17 protein-coding genes are annotated in these 19195 nt (G+C 46.3%); 11 read left to right on the plus strand and 6 right to left on the minus strand.

The window, feature by feature from the left end:
* On the plus strand, window positions 1–332 hold a 332-nt coding region (locus RM811_RS19150; protein ID WP_402527431.1), incomplete at its 5' end, for a DMT family transporter.
* Between the two features lie 145 nt (window positions 333–477).
* Here RM811_RS19150 and RM811_RS19155 read toward each other — a convergent pair.
* Together RM811_RS19155 and RM811_RS19160 are read right to left on the minus strand one after the other, a co-directional pair.
* Complete coding sequence (locus RM811_RS19155; RefSeq protein WP_402527433.1) at window positions 478–1788, minus strand: NAD(P)/FAD-dependent oxidoreductase; 1311 nt, start codon at window positions 1786–1788, stop codon at window positions 478–480.
* Between the two features lie 10 nt (window positions 1789–1798).
* A complete protein-coding gene (locus RM811_RS19160; protein ID WP_402527434.1) occupies window positions 1799–3295 on the minus strand; it encodes an aldehyde dehydrogenase in 1497 nt (498 codons plus the stop codon).
* Window positions 3296–3477: 182 nt separating this feature from the next.
* Here RM811_RS19160 and RM811_RS19165 point away from each other — a divergent pair, with 182 nt between their 5' ends.
* From RM811_RS19165 to RM811_RS19205, 9 genes are all read left to right on the plus strand, one after another.
* Window positions 3478–3858, plus strand: coding sequence for an aminotransferase class III-fold pyridoxal phosphate-dependent enzyme (locus tag RM811_RS19165; protein ID WP_402527453.1), 381 nt, complete (start codon window positions 3478–3480; stop codon window positions 3856–3858).
* A 170-nt stretch (window positions 3859–4028) separates the two neighbouring features.
* Window positions 4029–4451, plus strand: coding sequence for a hypothetical protein (locus RM811_RS19170; RefSeq protein ID WP_402527435.1), 423 nt, complete (start codon window positions 4029–4031; stop codon window positions 4449–4451).
* The gene (locus tag RM811_RS19175) at window positions 4435–5295 is read left to right on the plus strand and encodes a hypothetical protein (RefSeq protein WP_402527436.1); all 861 of its coding nucleotides are present in this window, start codon (window positions 4435–4437) and stop codon (window positions 5293–5295) included. The genes RM811_RS19170 and RM811_RS19175 overlap by 17 nt, the downstream gene beginning before the upstream one ends.
* Before the next feature lie 543 nt (window positions 5296–5838).
* Window positions 5839–6621: a gamma-glutamyl-gamma-aminobutyrate hydrolase family protein gene (locus RM811_RS19180; protein WP_402527437.1), complete on the plus strand. Its 783-nt coding sequence runs from the start codon at window positions 5839–5841 to the stop codon at window positions 6619–6621.
* Window positions 6618–8015, plus strand: coding sequence for a glutamine synthetase family protein (locus tag RM811_RS19185; protein ID WP_402527439.1), 1398 nt, complete (start codon window positions 6618–6620; stop codon window positions 8013–8015). Before RM811_RS19180 ends, RM811_RS19185 begins: the two co-directional genes overlap by 4 nt.
* Before the next feature lie 48 nt (window positions 8016–8063).
* Window positions 8064–9488: an aspartate aminotransferase family protein gene (locus tag RM811_RS19190; RefSeq protein ID WP_402527440.1), complete on the plus strand. Its 1425-nt coding sequence runs from the start codon at window positions 8064–8066 to the stop codon at window positions 9486–9488.
* Between the two features lie 99 nt (window positions 9489–9587).
* The gene (locus RM811_RS19195; RefSeq protein WP_402527442.1) at window positions 9588–10139 is read left to right on the plus strand and encodes a cupin domain-containing protein; all 552 of its coding nucleotides are present in this window, start codon (window positions 9588–9590) and stop codon (window positions 10137–10139) included.
* A 246-nt stretch (window positions 10140–10385) separates the two neighbouring features.
* Window positions 10386–12089 carry a hypothetical protein gene (locus tag RM811_RS19200; protein ID WP_402527443.1) on the plus strand — a complete coding sequence of 568 codons (1704 nt, stop codon included), beginning with the start codon at window positions 10386–10388 and terminating at the stop codon, window positions 12087–12089.
* 66 nt (window positions 12090–12155) lie between these two features.
* A complete protein-coding gene (locus tag RM811_RS19205) occupies window positions 12156–14630 on the plus strand; it encodes a heavy metal translocating P-type ATPase (protein WP_402527444.1) in 2475 nt (824 codons plus the stop codon).
* Window positions 14631–15040: 410 nt separating this feature from the next.
* Here the strand turns inward: RM811_RS19205 and RM811_RS19210 are convergent, their stop codons facing one another.
* From RM811_RS19210 to RM811_RS19220, 3 genes are all read right to left on the minus strand, one after another.
* A complete protein-coding gene (locus RM811_RS19210) occupies window positions 15041–16663 on the minus strand; it encodes a hypothetical protein (protein ID WP_402527446.1) in 1623 nt (540 codons plus the stop codon).
* 293 nt (window positions 16664–16956) lie between these two features.
* Entirely contained in the window at window positions 16957–17373 is a 417-nt protein-coding gene (locus RM811_RS19215) for an HAD family hydrolase (protein WP_402527448.1), read from the minus strand.
* A 276-nt stretch (window positions 17374–17649) separates the two neighbouring features.
* Window positions 17650–18459 carry a hypothetical protein gene (locus tag RM811_RS19220; RefSeq protein ID WP_402527450.1) on the minus strand — a complete coding sequence of 270 codons (810 nt, stop codon included), beginning with the start codon at window positions 18457–18459 and terminating at the stop codon, window positions 17650–17652.
* 122 nt (window positions 18460–18581) lie between these two features.
* On the opposite strand from RM811_RS19220, the gene RM811_RS19225 reads away from it, so the two are divergent.
* The gene (locus RM811_RS19225; RefSeq protein WP_402527451.1) at window positions 18582–18989 is read left to right on the plus strand and encodes a hypothetical protein; all 408 of its coding nucleotides are present in this window, start codon (window positions 18582–18584) and stop codon (window positions 18987–18989) included.
* A gap of 58 nt (window positions 18990–19047) precedes the next feature.
* Here the strand turns inward: RM811_RS19225 and RM811_RS19230 are convergent, their stop codons facing one another.
* On the minus strand, window positions 19048–19194 hold the full coding sequence (locus RM811_RS19230; RefSeq protein ID WP_402527422.1) for a DUF411 domain-containing protein: 147 nt from the start codon (window positions 19192–19194) through the stop codon (window positions 19048–19050).
* Between the last annotated feature and the right edge of the window lies 1 nt (window position 19195).

Raw genomic sequence — 19195 nt, forward strand, 5'->3', positions numbered from 1 at the left:
TAAGAGGAGTGAATATGGCCTGGGTATATCTATTGCTGGCCGGACTGTTTGAAATTGGCTGGCCCGTTGGCTTAAAAATGGCGCAAAATCCTGACACCCGGTTGCTGGGCATAGCTAACGCAATCGTGTTTATCAGTCTCAGTGGCTATATGATGTGGCTGGCGCAAAAGGAAATCCCCATGGGTACCGTTTATGCCGTCTGGACTGGCCTGGGGGCTGCCGGTACCTTTTTTGTCGGGATCATGTTCTATGGTGAAGCCGTTAGCCTTCTTCGCTATCTGGGGGTGTTTCTGATTATTGCTGGCGTTATAACCCTTAAGGTGGCGCACTAAGGAATTACCCCGAATTTACTGAGGCCTTGAAGCATCATTAAGCTCGTTGTCCGATATCGGAAAAAACACGAGTGACTCCTGCTTTTTCCGATATCAGACACCGGACAACGTTTGTTGAAATGGGAAAGTTATTTCAGGACAATTCCTAAACCACTTCTTTCAATCGATACCACAACATCCCCAAAGCCAGTAAAGGCGAACGAAAATACCGCCCGCCCGGGAAGGTCATATGGCGAATATTGGCAAACACATCAAACCGTTCTGCCTGACCGGAAATAACTTCTGCCAAAACCCGGCCCGCCATATGGGTTGCATTCACACCATGCCCGGCATAGGCCTGGGCAAAGTAGATGTTTGACTCAAGTCGTCCAATCTGGGGCATACGGTTGGCACCAATACCAATCATTCCACCCCATTGATAGTCAATCGACACTGATTCCAACTGCGGGAAAACCCTCAACATCTTTGGCCGAAGGGAAGCCATGATATCCCGGGGATCACGCCCGGAGTAATTGCACATACCACCGAACAGTAGTCGTTTATCTGCAGAGAGGCGGAAATAATCAAGGGCAATACTGACATCACAGATAGCCGTATCCTGAGGAATCAGACTTTTCCATAACTTCTCCTCAAGTGGCTCAGTGGCAATCATATAACTACCGGCAGGCAATACTTTACCGCCAATCTTCGGCTCCAGATCCCCCATATAAGCATTACCGGCCAACACCAGAAACTGGCAGGTTACTGATCCTTTTGATGTTTCAACTCTGGGCAGATCACCCTTGTGGATTTTCAATGCAGGGGAATGTTCAAAAAACTGCACACCTAATGCTTCTGCAGCACGAGCTTCTCCCAAACAGAGATTCAATGGATGCAGATGGCCGCTCCCCATATCCAGCATACCGCCCATATATCGGTCACTGTTTACATACTTTTTTATTTCATCTTTCGACAAGAGCTGGAGTTCATGAGCATAGTTCCGCTTTTGCAGGGACTCATAGTCATCACAGATATCATTCATCTGCTTTGGCTTGATAGCGGCATCGACATATCCCATCTTCAGATCACACTGAATGTCATATTTACGGACACGCTCACGCACCAGCTCAACCGCTTCAAACCCCATCTGATGGATTGCCTCAACCCCATCACTGCCGACCTGGTTCCGGAACTGCTCCGGCTCTTCACCAATACCCCGAATCAGCTGGCCACCATTTCGCCCCGTTGCTCCCCAACCCATCTTCCGGGCTTCAAGTACAGCAACACGAAATCCACGCTCCGCCAGTTCCAGAGCTGTAGCAACTCCCGAAAAACCGCCCCCGACAACACAGATATCCACCGTCAGGCTGCCTTCCAGTTCCGGATAGTCCGTTACAAAATTCAGTGAGGCTGCATAGTAAGAATCAGCATGCGCTTCTGTATGCACCGGTGCTTTGGGTTTCGCTTTCTGTTTCATAAAGAAGCATTCAATCCAGGGCAATCCAGGTGGATTTCAGCTCCGTGTATTTATCAAAGGCATGGAGAGACTTATCCCGGCCATTACCGGACTGCTTGAATCCGCCAAAAGGAACGGTCATATCCCCGCCATGATAGTTATTGATAAACACAGAACCTGCCCTGAGTCGTCTGGATACCCGATGTGCTTTGCTCAGGTTATCAGTCCACAAAGCAGCAGCCAGACCATAGTCGGTGTCATTGGCAATACTGATGGCCTCTTCTTCATCACTGAAAGAAATAACTGACAGAACCGGCCCAAAAATCTCTTCCCGGGCAATGGTCATTTGGTTATCAACCTGGTCGAAGACGGTCGGTTCAATGTAATAACCGCCAGTCTCTTCCATAATCCGGCTTCCACCCGTTATCAGCTTTGCACCTTCCTGCTGCCCAATCTCAATATAACGGAGTACATTACGAGTCTGGATATCATCTACGATGGCACCGGACGTTGTTTCAGGGTCCAGTGGATGCCCGGGCTGCCAGATTGCCAAATGTTTTTTCAGTAATGGTATAAATTCGTCGTGTATTGAAGCGTCGACCAGAAGTCGTGATCCGGCGGTGCAAACCTCACCCTGGTTATAGCCAATGGCCATCGCTGCATAGCTGGCTGCTTTTTCAAGATCCGGTGCATCAGCAAAGACGATATGAGGGCTTTTGCCACCAGCCTCCAGCCATACCCGTTTCATATTTGACTGACCGGCATAGATCATCAACTGTTTGGCCACTTTGCTGGAACCGGTAAAGGCCAGACAGTCCACATCAGGATGAAGCGCCAGTGCCTTTCCCGCTGTGTGACCAAAACCGGGCAACACCTGTAAAACGCCTTTAGGTAAGCCTGCATCTTCTGCCAGTTCTGCAATTCTTATGGCGGTAAGCGGTGATTTTTCTGATGGTTTGAGAATCACACTATTACCGGTGGCCAGTGCAGGACCCAGCTTCCAGGAGGCCATACTCAGCGGAAAGTTCCAGGGAACAATAGCGGCAACCACACCCATTGCTTCCCTGGTCACCAGGGCAAGACTGCCCTCCCCAACCGGAGCCACTTCATCGTAAATTTTATCGATCGCCTCGGCACACCAGCGAATACAGTTGGCACTACCGGGAATGTCATCTCCCAGCGCCACACTGATGGGCTTGCCCATATCAATAGATTCCAGCAGTGCCAGCTCTTCCAGATGCTCATCAATTTTACGGGCAAACGCCTGAAGCACCCGTTTTCGGACAGCGGGTGCTTTACGTGACCATACTCCGGATGCAAACGTTGCCCGTGCTGCAGAAACCGCACGATTGACATCGGCTTCATCACAACTGGCCACCCGGGTTAACAGCTTGCCATCTATGGGAGAGATACAGTCGAAGGTTTCACCACTGGCCGAGTCGGTATATTCACCATTGATCCAGGCCTGCCCCCGGATTTCAAGCGTATCCGCCATTGCCTGCCATTGGGCACGGGTTCTTGTCGTCATAGCTGTTCCTGTTGTTATTTTGTAGGGACTTGTATAGGCGCTGTGGATGAAATTGATTCAAAGCACATTAACTAAATGCAGTACTTGATTCAATAAAGATTGTTTGAAATATTGTACGCCTCGTTTGAAATAATGTTCACCTGATCATCGACAAAAATAATAAAGGAAAGGATATTTTTGAACTGTTCCATGGCTACACCTACTCAGGACATCCCGTAGCCTGCGCCGCAGGTTTGGCAGCTCTTGATATTTATGAGAAAGAAAACCTCTTTGAATGGGCTATAGAACTTGAAGATCCGTTTGCAGAATCCCTGCTAAGCCTGAAAGGGCTTCCCAATGTGATCGATATTCGCAACACCGGGCTGGTAGCAGCGATAGAGCTTGCACCAGGCAAACCCGGAGAACGGGGTCATAAGGTGTTCAAACACTGTTATGATAATGGTGTGCTGGTGCGCTGGACTGGCGATATTCTGCCGATGTCGCCACCTCTGATTATTGAACCCAAACATATTGACCAATTAGTCTCGGCTCTGAGAGAAGCCATATTACTTGCCGACAAGTAGCCATTGTGAAAAATGCAGCTTGGGGAAGTAAAATTATAGATTCAAAAGATGCCTGTCTTTTAAATCTTTCAGTGATTGAACCATGAATGAGGTGTGTCTTGAAATTATCATGTGATTTTATGGTCTAAATTGTCTCAAATTAATCGAAAAATAAAAAAGTAGGCAAAGTTATGCGTATTCCTATCACTATTGTTTCTAATACTGGAATTTTCAATTATAAAAATAATGAAACCAGTTCAATCCAGGGGCAGTATAACGATTCTGTTCCTAATCAAGAAAAAAATAAAATTGAATTAAGCTCATTTATTCCTAAGGAAGCGGATAAGGGGGCAAGGGGTGTAATATCTCTGTTGGCCCGAAATATTACTATGTTGGGAAATTGGTCTTATTTTTGGTTTGCAAGTCAAGAAAGTCTGGACAGGCAGTTGGCTGAAGCCGTTGAAGCTGGAAATAGTGCGACCGTTGGAATGCTGTTAAAAGCAGGAGCAAATGTTAATTCAATTCAAGAGGAGGTATCTGGGCTCTTCGGATGCACCCCCAATGCATTTAGCTGCAAAAGGAAATCAGTTGGGCATCATGAATACGCTGATTGAGAATGGTGCAACTACCCAGTTTGCAATAAAGTGTTTTTCCGGTTTATTAGCGTCAGTCGTTCAAAGCGAAAATCCTGATATGCTGAAGCTTGTATTCGATAAATCAAGCTCAGATCAGATTGAAGAGGCTGATAAAAAGAAAGAAATGGATGGCTTGTGGGAAGAAGCACTCAGTATTAATAATCGTAAAGTTTTTGATTTTATACTGGATGAAGTCTATCCATTGTTTATTGGGGAGGTTGATAGGAAGGAATGGATTGAAAATATTTTGGTCGTGACTTTAGAGTGTTCATTCTTGGGTGGTGAAGCTAAAACAGAAATTATTGATCGGATTATTAAGAAAAATGAGGATGATAAAGAATTAATTAATAGTGTCTTCGACGATGGCATATCTCTTCTTAATCTGGCGATTGAACATCAGGTATATTGGGCTTTTACAGTTCTTCTGGATGCCGGTGTGCCTCTGAATAAGAAAGATCTCAAGGGCCATACTCCACTTCACCATGTACTCAAAAAAGGTTTGGAAAATGAAGATATGGGTTGCTTTCAATTGGCGTCCTGCTTATTGGACAGGGGGGCTAAGATGAGTGATTTGCCTGAGAATTTACTGGGTGAATTTGTCAAAAGACTCAACGAACCTTGCACTGGTAAACCACCTGTTAGCAAGCATACCCGGGAGGATCAATCCGTGTTTGAAGTTTATACGGTATGGAAATGTCAGGATCCCGAGGCCGTTGGCAAGCTGCCTGTTGGCCGTATGGTGTTAGAGCTTGAAGAAGAGCTGAAGGATCGTAAAAACCTGGAAAATATTGAAGAATTCTGGAAGGCGTTAGAGAAAGAATGAAGATAACCTAAAACCTCAGCTCTGCCTTGTTCTCACGGTATTCCCGTAGAAATGGTGACGAATTATCTTTGACTGACCAATTTTCGGTTTCAGAACCTGATCTTGCATTGCCCCCTTGTTCCCTGGGAAAACTGTTGGTGTGTGATGATTGTTATAAATCCCTGCTCCACCCGTTGCCAGACTCAGAAGCATCGAGTTCTGGCGCTGGCTATATTATTCCAGCCGTTTGTCTGATGTCCGGATATGAGCGTGTAATGGGAAACCTGTTGCAATAAAGTACCAGCCTTCCGTCATTCCCGCGAAGGAGGCTGTCGCAAAAGCCTCCGGAAACCTCGTTCCCATGCTTTTGCGACAGCCTCGAAGGCGGGAATCTAGCACGAACTGTAGCCCCCACCTTCGCGGGGAGGACTGTGGTATATTTGGAATGGCTTATTTCCTTACCTCACACAAAAAAGCTGCATTTTTTCCCCGAATAGAGTTCAATAAAACGAACACCTGTATAAGGTTTCAAACAGCCATAATAAAAAGTATAAAAGGTCACTTATGGGAACAGACTCCCGCCCCTTGATTGGCGTTACTTCAGATACAACCATGGACGGTCTGCACCGGGTGCACCAGGCTGGAGAGAAATACCTGGCTTCAGTCGTTCATGGCGCCAATGCAATTCCAGTCATTATTCCATCACTGCCAGTGCCGGTGCCTCTGAACAACCGGCAGATTCTCTCTCAGCTGGATGGTTTACTGGTCACCGGTGGCTACTCAAATATTGAACCCTGGCGCTATTCCTGTGGTTATAGTGGTGCACCGGCAGAACGGCATGCACACGATGACCCACAACGGGATACATCGACATTGCAACTCATCCCTGATGCCATCGAACTGGGCATTCCATTACTGGGCATTTGTCGTGGTTTTCAGGAAATGAATGTGGCTTATGGGGGCACGCTACACCAGAAACTCCATACAGTCGGCAGATATATCGAACACAGGGAAGACAAAATGGCTCCATTGGATACTCAGTACGGACCCGCCCACTCAATAACCATTGAAGCAGACGGTTTACTGGCATCAATCACCAGATCCGACACACAAATGGTGAACTCTGTACATAGGCAGGGTATTGATCGTCTTGGCGATGGGTTGAGAGTAGAAGCCCGGGCACCGGACGACCTGATCGAAGCAATTTCCGTTCAAGACAGTAAAAACTTTGCCCTTGCCATTCAGTGGCATCCTGAATATAAGGTGACTGAAAATCATTTTTCAATGACGATCTATCAGGCATTTTCGGAAGCCTGTCGTTCAAGACACTATTTCAAAAAGCTATGAGCGACTGCACCGTCATCAATAAGACCCGTAACAACAAAAAAAATACTATGAAAAAACTGGCCAGCTGGTTAAAAGAACAGAAAATCACCGAAGTCGAAGCGGTTATATCCGACTTTACCGGTATTGCCCGGGGCAAGATCATGCCCAGCAATAAGTTCATTAACGAGAAAGGTATACGACTTCCGGAGAGTGTATTGATTCAGGGCGTCACCGGTGATTATGTCGATGACGACATCTATGACGACCTGATCAGTGCTGCTGAAATCGATATGATTCTGAAGCCCGATGAGTCCGCTGTATATATGGTTCCCTGGGCCCTGGAACCAACGGCACTGGTCATCCATGACTGCTATGACAAACAGGGCAACCTGATCAGCATGGCACCCAGAACAGTACTGAAAAATGTGCTGGCGCTCTATGAAGCAAAGGGCTGGACACCGGTCGTCGCTCCTGAGCTTGAATTCTATCTGACCAAGAGAACAGCCAACCCGGATCACCCCCTGCAACCCCCTGTTGGTCGCTCCGGTCGACCGGAAGCGGGCCGCCAATCCTACAGTATTGATGCCGTTAATGAGTACGACCCTCTCTTTGAAGATGTCTACGACTGGTGTGAAGAGCAGGGACTGGATATTGATACCCTGATTCACGAAGAAGGTGCCGCACAGATGGAGATTAACTTCCGTCACGGTGATGCCCTGTCACTGGCTGACCAGGTATTTGTCTTCAAAAGAACGGTTCGCGAAGCCGCCTTAAAGCATGATATTAACGCCACCTTTATGGCTAAACCCATAAGCCATGAGCCCGGCAGTTCCATGCACCTTCACCAGAGCTTTCTTGATAAAGATGGCAATAACATCTTCAGTAACGAAGATGGTTCACCCAGTAAAATGCTCTACCACTATATTGGTGGCCTTCAAAAATACGTTTTTGAATCCATGCCGCTGTTTGCTCCCAATGTAAACTCTTATCGTCGTTTTTTAAGCAACACTTCTGCGCCTGTAAATCTGGCCTGGGGCATTGATAATCGCACGGTTAGCCTGAGAGTCCCTGAGTCATCCGGAAAGAACCTTCGTGTAGAAAATCGGCTGGCTGGTGCTGATGCAAACCCTTATCTTGCCTTTGCAGCATCACTGCTCTGTGGTTACCTGGGCATGATTAATGACATTGAGCCCAGTGAAGCAATAACCGGTAATGCCTATGAAGATTCAAACGACAAGCGACTTCCACTCAACCTTGAAGAAGCGCTTGCGTTAATGGAGCAAAGTGAAATTCTCAAGGAAACACTGGGAAGCCTGTTTGTCCGTTCCTACGTTGAAGTAAAACGGGCAGAATACCAGAATTTCAAAGAGGTCATCAGCTCTTGGGAGCGTAAATATCTGCAAATGACGGTTTGAGACGATTCCTTAAAACCAGATAATAAAAATAAAAGCAGGAATGAAAATATGAGTCATGTCATTACTGAACCCGTTAAAAGCTCTGTCAAAGTGCAAAAGTCCGAGCAGTCAACAGCAGAAAGACAGCATAAAAACCACCGCCATCACCTGCACCCTTTTGCTGACAATGGTGCCCTGAAAGAAGAAGGGGCAAGAATCATTGAAAGCGCCAATGGTGTTTACCTGTACGACAGCGAAGGCAATAAAATCCTCGACGGTATGGCCGGGCTCTGGTGCGTCAACATCGGGTATGGACGACAGGAGCTGGTTGAAGCCGCCTGCAAACAGATGAAAGAGCTGCCTTACTACAACACCTTCTTTAAAACTACTCATAATCCAGCCATTGCGCTGGCAGAAAAGCTGGCTGAAATTACACCTGAACATATGAATCATGTGTTCTTCACCGGCTCAGGCTCTGAGTGTAACGATACCGTATTACGCATGGTTCGCCATTACTGGGCCACCAAAGGGCAACCTGAGAAGCAGGTGATTATCAGCCGGGAAAACGCCTACCATGGTTCAACCGTGGCCGGGGCCAGTCTGGGTGGTATGAAACCCATGCATAAGCAAGGTGGATTGCCTATTCCCGGCATCGTCCATATTCAGCAGCCCTACTGGTATGGTGAAGGTGGCGATCTCTCTCCAGACGACTTTGGACTTAAAGCAGCACAGGCTCTGGAAGAAAAGATTCTTGAACTGGGCGAAGACAAGGTCGCTGCATTTATCGCAGAACCTATTCAGGGGGCTGGTGGTGTTATTGTTCCACCCGATACCTACTGGCCTGAAGTCAATCGTATTCTGGGAAAATACGACATTCTACTGGTAGTTGATGAGGTCATATGCGGCTATGGCAGAACCGGCGAGTGGTTTGGAAGTGATTACTTCAACCTCACGCCAGACCTGATGCCAATGGCCAAAGGTATGTCATCGGGTTATCTGCCCATCGGCGGGGTGATGGTCAGTGACCGGGTTGCCAGTGTTGTCCAGTCCGGCGGTGACTTTAACCATGGTTTCACCTACTCAGGCCACCCGACAGCAGCTGCAGTTGCCCTGGAAAATATCAAGATTCTCCAGAATGAAAAGATCATCGAGAGAGCGAAAATCGAAGCGGGTCCTTATTTGCAAAAGCGCTGGGCTGAGCTGGCGGATCACCCACTGGTCGGTGAAACACGGGGTGTTGGCATGGTTGCTGCCCTTGAAATCACTAACAATAAGGAAGAAAGAACCCGTTTTGATAATGAAGGCACAGCAGGCGCCATCTGTCGTGACTTCTGTTTCAACAATGGTCTGGTCATGCGAGCTGTTGGCGATACCATGATCATCTCACCCCCCTTGATCATCAGTCATGATGAAATTGATGAGCTGGTGACCAAAGCCCGAAAATGCCTTGATTTGACCATGGAGTACTTCAACCCCTTGAGAGGCTGGAAGTAAAAGAAGCTCGAAGCTGGAAGCAAAGAACAATCAGCTTCCAGCTTAAAAGTCAGCACCTGTCTAATGTCTCTGACATATTAAATTCAAGGAGGAACTGTTTTGGATGTAGGAACACGGTTAAAAGCAGTGCGCACGATGCACAATTTTTCCCAGAGAGAGCTGGCTAAAAAGGTCGGAGTAACCAACAGCACGATCTCAATGATCGAGAAAAACAGTGTCAGTCCATCGGTCAATTCTTTGAAAAAAGTACTCAGTGGCATCCCCATGTCACTGGTGACCTTCTTCTCAATGGAGATGGATGAGCACGATTATGAGCCTGTTGTCTATCGCTCGGAAAAACTCTCTCCCATGGTGATGGATAAGATACAGATCAAAGTTATAGGACCGCACAAAACCAACCGGAGTATGTCATTTATAGATGAATGTTATCCACCCGGCTCCGATACCGGTGAGGAGATGCTCTGCCATGAAGGTGAAGAAGCGGGTATCGTTATTGAAGGCCAGCTTGAGCTTACCGTAGGTAACGATGTTTACCTGCTAACCCCCGGCGATAGTTACTACTTTGACAGCAACCGCCCCCATCGTTTTCGCAACCCCGATAATAACGAAAACTGTCGCTTGATCAGTTGCACGACACCGGGTAACTTTTAATCCTGCCTGTGCCATAAATAAGCCGACTTTTAACACGTCGGCTTATAACCATTTGTATTTATTCAGCACACATCAAAAACAAAACAAACGCAAATCATTATCATTCAGCCTTCATGCTTGTCTAAACTTCTAAACTGTGGCTGCATACCACTGACCTGTTTTTTCTCATCATTTTTATCGACAGAGTCTGCCCGAACCGGAAAGTACGAAACCCCTATAAAAAATGCCAATCAGGTACAGGACAAGATGACTGATCCGTTAAACAATTCTGGACGTTTTACTGTCTATACAGGAACAGATCAGATCAATCCCTTTAGCTCCCCGGGCACCGGCAACACCACTTCTGTTAATGGGACAAAGCAGATACCTGAGGATGTACCTGCCCAGGAAATGCAACAGAAAAGCTTAAATCAAAGAGATACACACCTGCTTCCGGACCATGAAGAAAGAATCACACAAATTATTGGTCAACTCAGCATACTGACGCCTGATCAAATCAGTGAACTCGAACATCAGGCTATCAAACACTATAATTTTTGCCCGGAACAGGCCAGCAAAGCCGTTTCTGATTTTATCGTTCAGATACAGGAACCAAAATCACTGATTCATGGAATTCTGACACTCACCTGCCTGCTGGGAGCATTTGGACGTCAATCGTCTTTTATCCTTGATAAAGACTCCAGCCTCCACCATTTCATACTGACCATGATCGGTTCCCTGGCCACTGGAGCGCTGGCGGTGGATGCTGTGGCCGGTATTCCGGAAAATATCCGGGAGCACTGGCAGCAGCTCCCGGGACTGAAAAAAGTAGCGATTGCCTCTTACCTGTCACTGTTAACCATTGCCACCGGCAGTGATATATACCGGGTTTACTCGGAAGGAAAAAAGGAGTTTGGCACCGCCCCGGGTATCGCTCTGGGCATCAGTGAAGGCATTACTGTCTTCGGGATAGGTGCCGAAGCCCTGAAAATCCTGACAGATCTGTTGCCCGAACGGCATAAACTGCTTAGCCAGCCAACAGTAAATCTGATGCTTATTTTTGCCTCCGCCACCACTTCAGCCGGTTCTGCCTATGCCTTTCCACTGGGTGTCGAACAATGGACCAATACCCTGCTGGTGGATCTGGCTCCGGCATCGCTGGCCTACTCACCGGAAGGGCATATCCTGCTGGCCGGTTTAATGATTCCCCATGCCGTCGTTAATTTTATTCTGGAAACCTTTGTCGCTTCCTCTTTATTGATTGGTGCCAAAGAGCTTATTACCTGTGCCGTAAACGCGGCCAAGAATCCATTTTCGGCGCAACGACTGGAAGAGAGCCCTGCTAATAAACCTGACCTGGCTAACAGGATCAAAACGAACCTGAACCATTTCTTTACCGGCAGAGCCACCAAAAAAGTGGTTAACACGTTGACCGCAGCGGGTCTGTTAAGTGTGGCTGCCATGGCTTTATTAAATATTGTTCAGTATCAGCTGGCACTGAGCCGGGATACCCATAATATCGCTGCCGGATATGGAAAATTAGCGAACAACAATACATTGCCTGATGGTCTGGAACTTGATGCCGCGAACCTGAAGACCATCCAGAGGTGGGCTGGATTTGATGCTGATTTAAATGTATTTATGATTATCAATACCCTGCTGGTGCAATTCTATGGTGCCACAGAAGGATTACGCAATGCTGCCGGAATGGTGCTGGGCCTGCCAGTGCGTTTTATTAACTGGTGTCGGGGAACTGAAGAAACAGACCCTTCCCTGATCCAGAATAGAATAAAGGAACTGGCCACTTTCCTGGAGCAGAGACTTGATAACGATGAACTGGAGAGTTTGCTCTCCCAGAATGTTCAAACCATCTCGGGCCACATTTCCCGGGAAAAAAACATCGAATATCCACTCACTTCCAGCGCAACAGCCAGCAATAATTCAGGAAAAGTAACCTTTACCTTCCAGTAAGGGGAAGGGTTATGCTTACCAGAAGATGAAATTAGCTATTGGCCCAAAGCCATTGGAGCACAACTCATGACCCCCAGAGAAACAGAACTGAAATTGAGTGGGCTTCGCTGTGCCAGCTGTGTGGGTAAGGTAGAAAAAGCCCTGCTCGCCGTTACCGGCGTCAGTGAAGCCAGCGTCAACCTTGCTGACCGGACTGCACTGGTTGCCGGAACCGCCTCCTCAGAAGAGTTGATCAATGCCATAGAGAGTATTGGTTTTGGTGCCGGGGTCGTTTCCAGACTTCAGACCTCAACCATCTTTTCAATCCCCTCCATGAACTGTGCATCCTGTGTTGGCAAGATTGAGAAAGCGCTGCAAAGTATTCACGGAGTGAAAGCCAGTGTTAACCTGGCCGACAAAATCGTGCTGGCAGAAAGCACCAGCGACACCGGCATTCATCAATATACCCACAGCATTCTGGAGCAACTGGAGCAGGCAGGCTTCCCCGGAAAAGAGCTTGACCCCGGACAGGAATCTTACGAAGAGCAGCAACAACAGCAGGAAGCAGAAGACAAACGACGCTACCGCTATCTTATAAAACATACCGTCATCGCCCTGAGCCTTGGTATCCCCCTGATGATCTGGGGGATGGTGACCGGTGAAATGAGTGTCAACAACACTCAGGAGCAGATAGCCTGGGGAATCGTCGGGATACTCACCGGCCTGATTCTATTCATTTCCGGTGGTCACTTTTTCACTGGTATGTGGCAGTCACTGAAGCATCGTAATGCCAATATGGATACCCTGGTCGCCACTGGTACCGGGGCTGCCTGGCTCTTCTCCATGATGGTTGTACTGTTCCCCGACTGGTTGCCGGAAAGTGCCCGGCATGTCTACTTTGAAGCTTCCGCCATGATTATCGGCCTGATCAATCTGGGTCATGCCCTGGAGTTAAGAGCCAGGGGAAAAACCAGTGAAGCCGTAAAACGGCTTCTGGGCCTTCAGGCTAAAACGGCACGTGTCGTTCGTAATGGGCAGGAGCTGGATATTCCTATCCAGCAGGTTCAAAAAGGAGACACTTTACGGGTGCGCCCCGGTGAGAATATTCCTGTGGATGGCAAGGTACTTGAAGGCTCGAGCTTTGTGGATGAATCCATGCTGACCGGTGAGCCGATCCCGGTAAAAAAATCCAATGGTGATGCCATTACTGCAGGCACACTGAATAAAAATGGCTCCCTGCTGTTTATTGCCGAAAAAGTGGGCAGTGAAACGGCCCTTGCCCAAATCATTGCCCTGGTAAAAAAAGCACAAAGTTCAAAGATGCCCATTGCCCGTCTGGCGGACAAAATCGCCAGTATCTTTGTGCCTGCCGTCATCATGATCGCCCTGCTGGCGGCCGCTGTCTGGTTCTTTGTTGGCCCTGAACCGAAAGTTGCCCATATGCTGGTGGTGGCAACCACGGTGCTGATTATTGCCTGTCCCTGTGCCCTGGGTCTGGCCACCCCAATGTCAATGATGGTTGGCGTTGGTAAAGCGGCAGAGCTGGGGATTCTGATCCGTAAGGGCGATGCATTACAGCAGGCCAGCAAGCTAACAACATTGGTACTGGATAAGACCGGAACCATCACTGAAGGTCGACCAACGGTTACTCAGATGGTTGCGCTTCACCCTTATACGGATGCAGATCTTTTAACCATGGCGGGTAGTCTGGAACAGGCTTCAGAACATCCTTTGGCTGAAGCCATTGTCGGCTCCAGTCAATCCCGGCAGCTTACACTTAAAGCGGTCAATGACTTTCAGGCTATTCCTGGCCACGGCGTTTCAGGCAAGGTAGAAGACGATGAGTTGCTATTGGGTAATGCAAAACTGATGGCAGACCATGATATCAACACAGATAGTCTTACTGCACAGGTCGAACAGCTGGCTGGGCAGGGGCAGACACCGATGTTTATGGCGGTCGATGGCCATCTTGCGGGCATTATTTCTGTCTCAGACCCCATCCGGTCAGACTCACAGGCGGCCATAAAACGACTGCACCAGCTGGGAATCAAAGTGGTTATGCTCACCGGTGATAACCGGTTAACCGCCAAAGCCATTGCCCGACAGGCGGGTATTGATGAGTTTCATGCAGAAGTTTTGCCGGAAGATAAGGCGGGTCATGTTCAACAACTTCAGCAGGAAGGACAAACAGTGGGTATGGCTGGAGATGGGATCAACGATGCCCCTGCCCTGGCTCGTGCTGATGTGGGTTTTGCCATCGGCACTGGCACCGATATAGCAATTGAATCTGCTGATGTTACCCTGATGGGCTCATCCCTCCATGGTGTTGCTGATGCCATTGAACTATCAAGAGCAACGCTCAGAAACATCAAGCAGAATCTGTTTGGCGCATTTGTCTACAACTCCCTTGGAATACCTATAGCTGCAGGCATTCTGTTTCCATTTACCGGCATGCTGCTTAATCCGGTCATTGCCGGTGGCGCCATGGCACTTTCATCGGTCACCGTGGTTTCCAATGCCAATCGTTTGAAGTGGTTTCAGCCAACAAAATCTTCTTCCTGAACACTATTGAAAGAAAATCTCAGGGCCCTGTATAGGCCAACACTTATATAGGGTCATAAGGTAGACATTAAGCGGTCTCAAATCGCCTGCCAATAGAGACCTGCTAACTCTGGCAAGCAGAGGAGCAGGTATATCAGCCATAGTACATGGTTTCAATGAGTTTGACCGGTAGGTTGGGTCGAACGGAGTGAGCCCCAACAATTTCACCGATGATTGCAGATAGTTTGTTGGGGCTCGCATTCGATCGACCCAACCTACGTCACTGTCGTCTGTTAACTGTGGTTTCAAATACCAACAGGCTGAGGTGGTTCAAACCAGCAAGAGCTACCGTTTAACTACCAATCGAGATCAATAGAAGCTCCCTATATAAAGCCTGACCTTGTAGGGTAGAAACCTGTAAATGATAGAAATTATTCCTGAACATTGCGTTCCATTTCTTTTCTAAAAGCTTCAGCATCAAAAGCTAACAGCCATTTCTGGAAAAAATGGTCAAAAAAGTATTTCTGCAATTCCTGTGCTTGTTTTATAGTTATAAAATCATCAGCTTTGGAAGACCACTCATGATCATTTATGGATAGTTCTTCTTTGGTAAAATTTTCCAAACCTTTCTGAACACCCTGAAAATCTTTAATTTTTATTTCTTTCTTAACTAGCGCAGCCAAAAAATCAACAGAACTTTTACCTAGTTTTGTTTCACCAACCATCTTCATGAAATTCCGTTTTACGATTGCCACATCAGTAGTAGATCTATAATCAATCACTCTGTTAACAACACTATGTTCAACAAAACCCTTCAATTTTGGAGGCAAACAGGTAATAGACTTGTCATTGCCATTTTTCAGGCGTACAAATTGATCGAGATCATCTAACGTAAAGCCCACCTTACGATCATTATACACTTGCGTTACTAAATAGTGTTGAAAACGCCTGAACCCATTTAAATCCAACAGCTTTTCTGTAGCTGCATATTTTTTCTGAAAAGCATGAACCTTCAATAATCCACTTTCACCAAGCAATACAACAGCCTCCAATAATTCTTTAATGATTTCTCCTTGGCTGCAGTCAGTTACTATTTTCCAATACGAGATAATATCCGTCTGCGCAAAACCTTTCCCCTCCTGGAGCTCGGCAATTTCATCCAATATAATTCCAAACAGACTATCTATAAAAGGTGTTACCTTAAATTCTTTATCTACGTAACTCCCTTGGGTATTCGACATGAGGTATTTACTTTTAGTGCTGCAGATTGAAGGCAGGTTATTCCGCCCTTTTTCGGAAGATCTTTCTGTATTCGAAGATGATAAAGATTCATCAGAGTCTGATGTAGATGAACCATCGCTGTCAGAAAACTCGTATACCTTAAAAATAGCTTCACTGTGGGCTATGCGTCGAGATTCCACTTTTTTTCCAGAAGGCTTTAACCCCTCTGTTTTTGATGTTATTACCTCTTGTGATCCCGGTATATTCTTAGCTTTTTTTGCAGCACTAGTCACAGCTGACTGTTCTGATCCCCCCTCCCTCTTTAGTTTTCTTTTTTGCGCTTTCTGTCGTTCAAACGCTGACACAGCACATTCATCAACCTGCCTTTCAGTGTCATCAGAAATCACGCGTTCTATATCGTTCTCACTCCATACTTTCAACTTTCCTAAAGCCATAGTAATACGATATTTCTGAGTTTCGAGGTTTTCAATCAGTTTATTTATATTTGTTTTTTTTACAATACTCGATAAATCATCTGATTGGCATTTTATTATAGCCATGACCTTTTTTATTGCGCCATTATCAGCCACACCCTTATTATACCCCCTATGAAAGTAATCATCATAACTAAAACTTCTTCTACGTGTGGAAGAGGTATTTTTACCAATATTCCTTCCAAATGCTTTAGCCTTCCTCTTATCATCAAGCGTAGATTCTCTGGGAAAAGGTTTTCCATCAACAGAATTAGAACGTGAAGGGCCATCAAAACTCATAATAAAAAAACCGTAAATATAACAAATAATATTGGACTTAAAGACAACATAATAGTTCAAAAAAACCGTCCTCAATAGTAATTTAAGACAGTACACTTTTTTTGTTAGTTAGTTACTACCTTTTTCAACAGGCAGCTTCAGAATAGCCTCCAACCCACCTTCCTGATAGTTTCGAACATTGAGGCTGCCACCATGAATTCTTGCCAAATCCCGTGCCGTAATCAGCCCAAGGCCATTACCATCCGGATTCTTCTGGCAGCCATAATTAAGACAAGGTACGGTTTGAAAATCGTTTCTTCCATACCTTCCTGGATACCCGGCCCACTGTCCCGAATAGTAATGATGATATGTTCTTATGTCCTTTCAATATAAATATTGGCCGGTGCGCCATAAACAATGGCATTGCCAATCAGGTTTTCAAGGCATCGTTTTAATGCCAATGGCTTACCGGTGATTTCATATATCCCGCCATTATCCTGTGGGAAATTATTGTGGGGTGTATACAAACAGGCCCTCTGACCTACCGATTGTGCCGACAAGGTAACGCCCCCCAGCGAGTGTTGCCATTCACGGTCAAATGGAAAGCCATATTTCTCAGAGGTCAGCCGCCATGCCTCAAGGTGGGTGGGCATGGAGTCAATCAACGTGCCATCCATATCAAAAATAATGGCATCGTAACCGGTCAGTTTTTTCTTCATAAAGATTGCGTTCGCCCACTGAACAAAGGCGTATTGTGACGTAATCCGATGAAAAGAGTGAATGATAGACATCAACACCAGGCTTTGAAACATTTCCCTGGCCGGTTACGCATGCGTTCCCAAGGGAGAAAGGATGTCACAAAACTCAAAACCTTGTTCCTGATCCGTGTCGGTCGGTTCCCCGCTCAGGGGAGACCGAGGGCCCGAGTCCTTCGGGTGCGGAAGCGAATCGACCTGCATCAAGACCGTGTTCTCCCTTTTGCCACAACCCCTGAGACCGTTGGCCATCACCTGGAAGCCACTCTTTTCCATCCTGAGAGTGCCAGTTTAGATAATGGATAAGCCAAGTTAAAAATCCGTTTTTTTGTTGCTGGCCACCTCCAGATTATACCGGTCTAGCAATACTTTCCAGGATTTATTGTTGGCCAGATTATCCACTGTTTTGGATAAAAATTTGAAGACATCGGATTTATGGTTCACCAAAATACTACGAGTATAGGAATTTAGCGGCTTAGGAGAGTAAAAGATTTTTCCGGTAAGCCCCATTGATTGCTCATAGTATTTCATAGTCGTGTAAGGAATTAAAAAAGTATTCACCCTTTTGGTTAACAGCATCCCTATAAATTGATTTTCCCGGCTCACATCATGACGCTTAATTAAACCTTCATCTATTTTATTTTGAATGCCGGTGTATATGTGCCCTCTTATGCCACCCAAAATAAAGTTTGGCTCCGTCAGTGATTTTGCGTCTTTAAATATGAAGGGATCGCTTGCCCTGGATATGAATGATTGTTCATCTTCCAGTATCCGCCTGGTCCACTTATAACGAGTCTTATTTTTATCATCAAAAAAAAGCGGGTTCACCCATAACACTATGCCTCTATCATCATTGCTCAAATAGGTATTCAGCCTTTTTCTGGGCACTAATTTTAAAACAAACTCATATTGGTCGTTATCTTTAGACAGGTTCAGCATCTCCACAAAATCGAAGCTCAAACCCTTTTTCTCCATCATGTCGACTACAAAAGGCGGGGATTCATAATAACTCCATACTATGACCTTTTCTTTTGCCAGCAATGGGGGCGACAGTACTAAGACGGTCAGGGATAGTAACGCAGCGAACATGGCGTTTTTCTTATGAATTTTGATTGCAGACACCCATTAATTCAGTATTTATCGATAATTACATCATGAGGAGGCCAGAACACGCCTAAACAACAGCCATTATTTAGTACAACTGATAATTGTAAAAAAGTCAAAAAGGTCAGGAATGCGGCCTGTTGTTGCCTGTTAAAGTGCCTGTTAAAGGACATCCAACAGAGTTCAAAATCGTGTCTGTCCTTCCTGACAATCTTGAGAAAACAGGACATAAAGCATATGGATTCTGGAATATTGAAACGGGAGCTACTGAGATTCTGGATGTTTTTAACTATATGGATAAAAAGGGAAAAGAGAAATATGTTGTAGAATCACCGATCAGTGATGAACAGGCTCCGGTCTATTGGCGGGTTCATAAAGATATAGAAAGACCCGATGATTTTATTGTTGAGCCAGCACCTGGTTTCTTGAAGCAGTGCTATGAAGAAGAACGAAAACAGGGATTTTCTAAAGAAGACCAGGTAATCATTGACCAGAATATTCGCAAAATGTTTGATTATGTGAACTCAAGCCCAGAGTCAAAGCCTTGAACTACCAGCCCGAATATATGATATATCCGGGTCTGGGCTTACTCATGAGAACAAAAAATCAGTGCGACGCAAATACACTCATACTGCCATCTTTTTTATAGGCGATGGTCTGATAGGCGTCTTTACGATCACCGTACTCCATACCCGGTGAACCCATAGGCATACCAGAAACCACAATACCGCGAACTTCCGGCTTCTCCGTCAGC

Origin of the sequence: Endozoicomonas sp. (genome assembly GCF_031844845.1) — a bacterium.
GTDB lineage: Bacteria > Pseudomonadota > Gammaproteobacteria > Pseudomonadales > Endozoicomonadaceae > Endozoicomonas.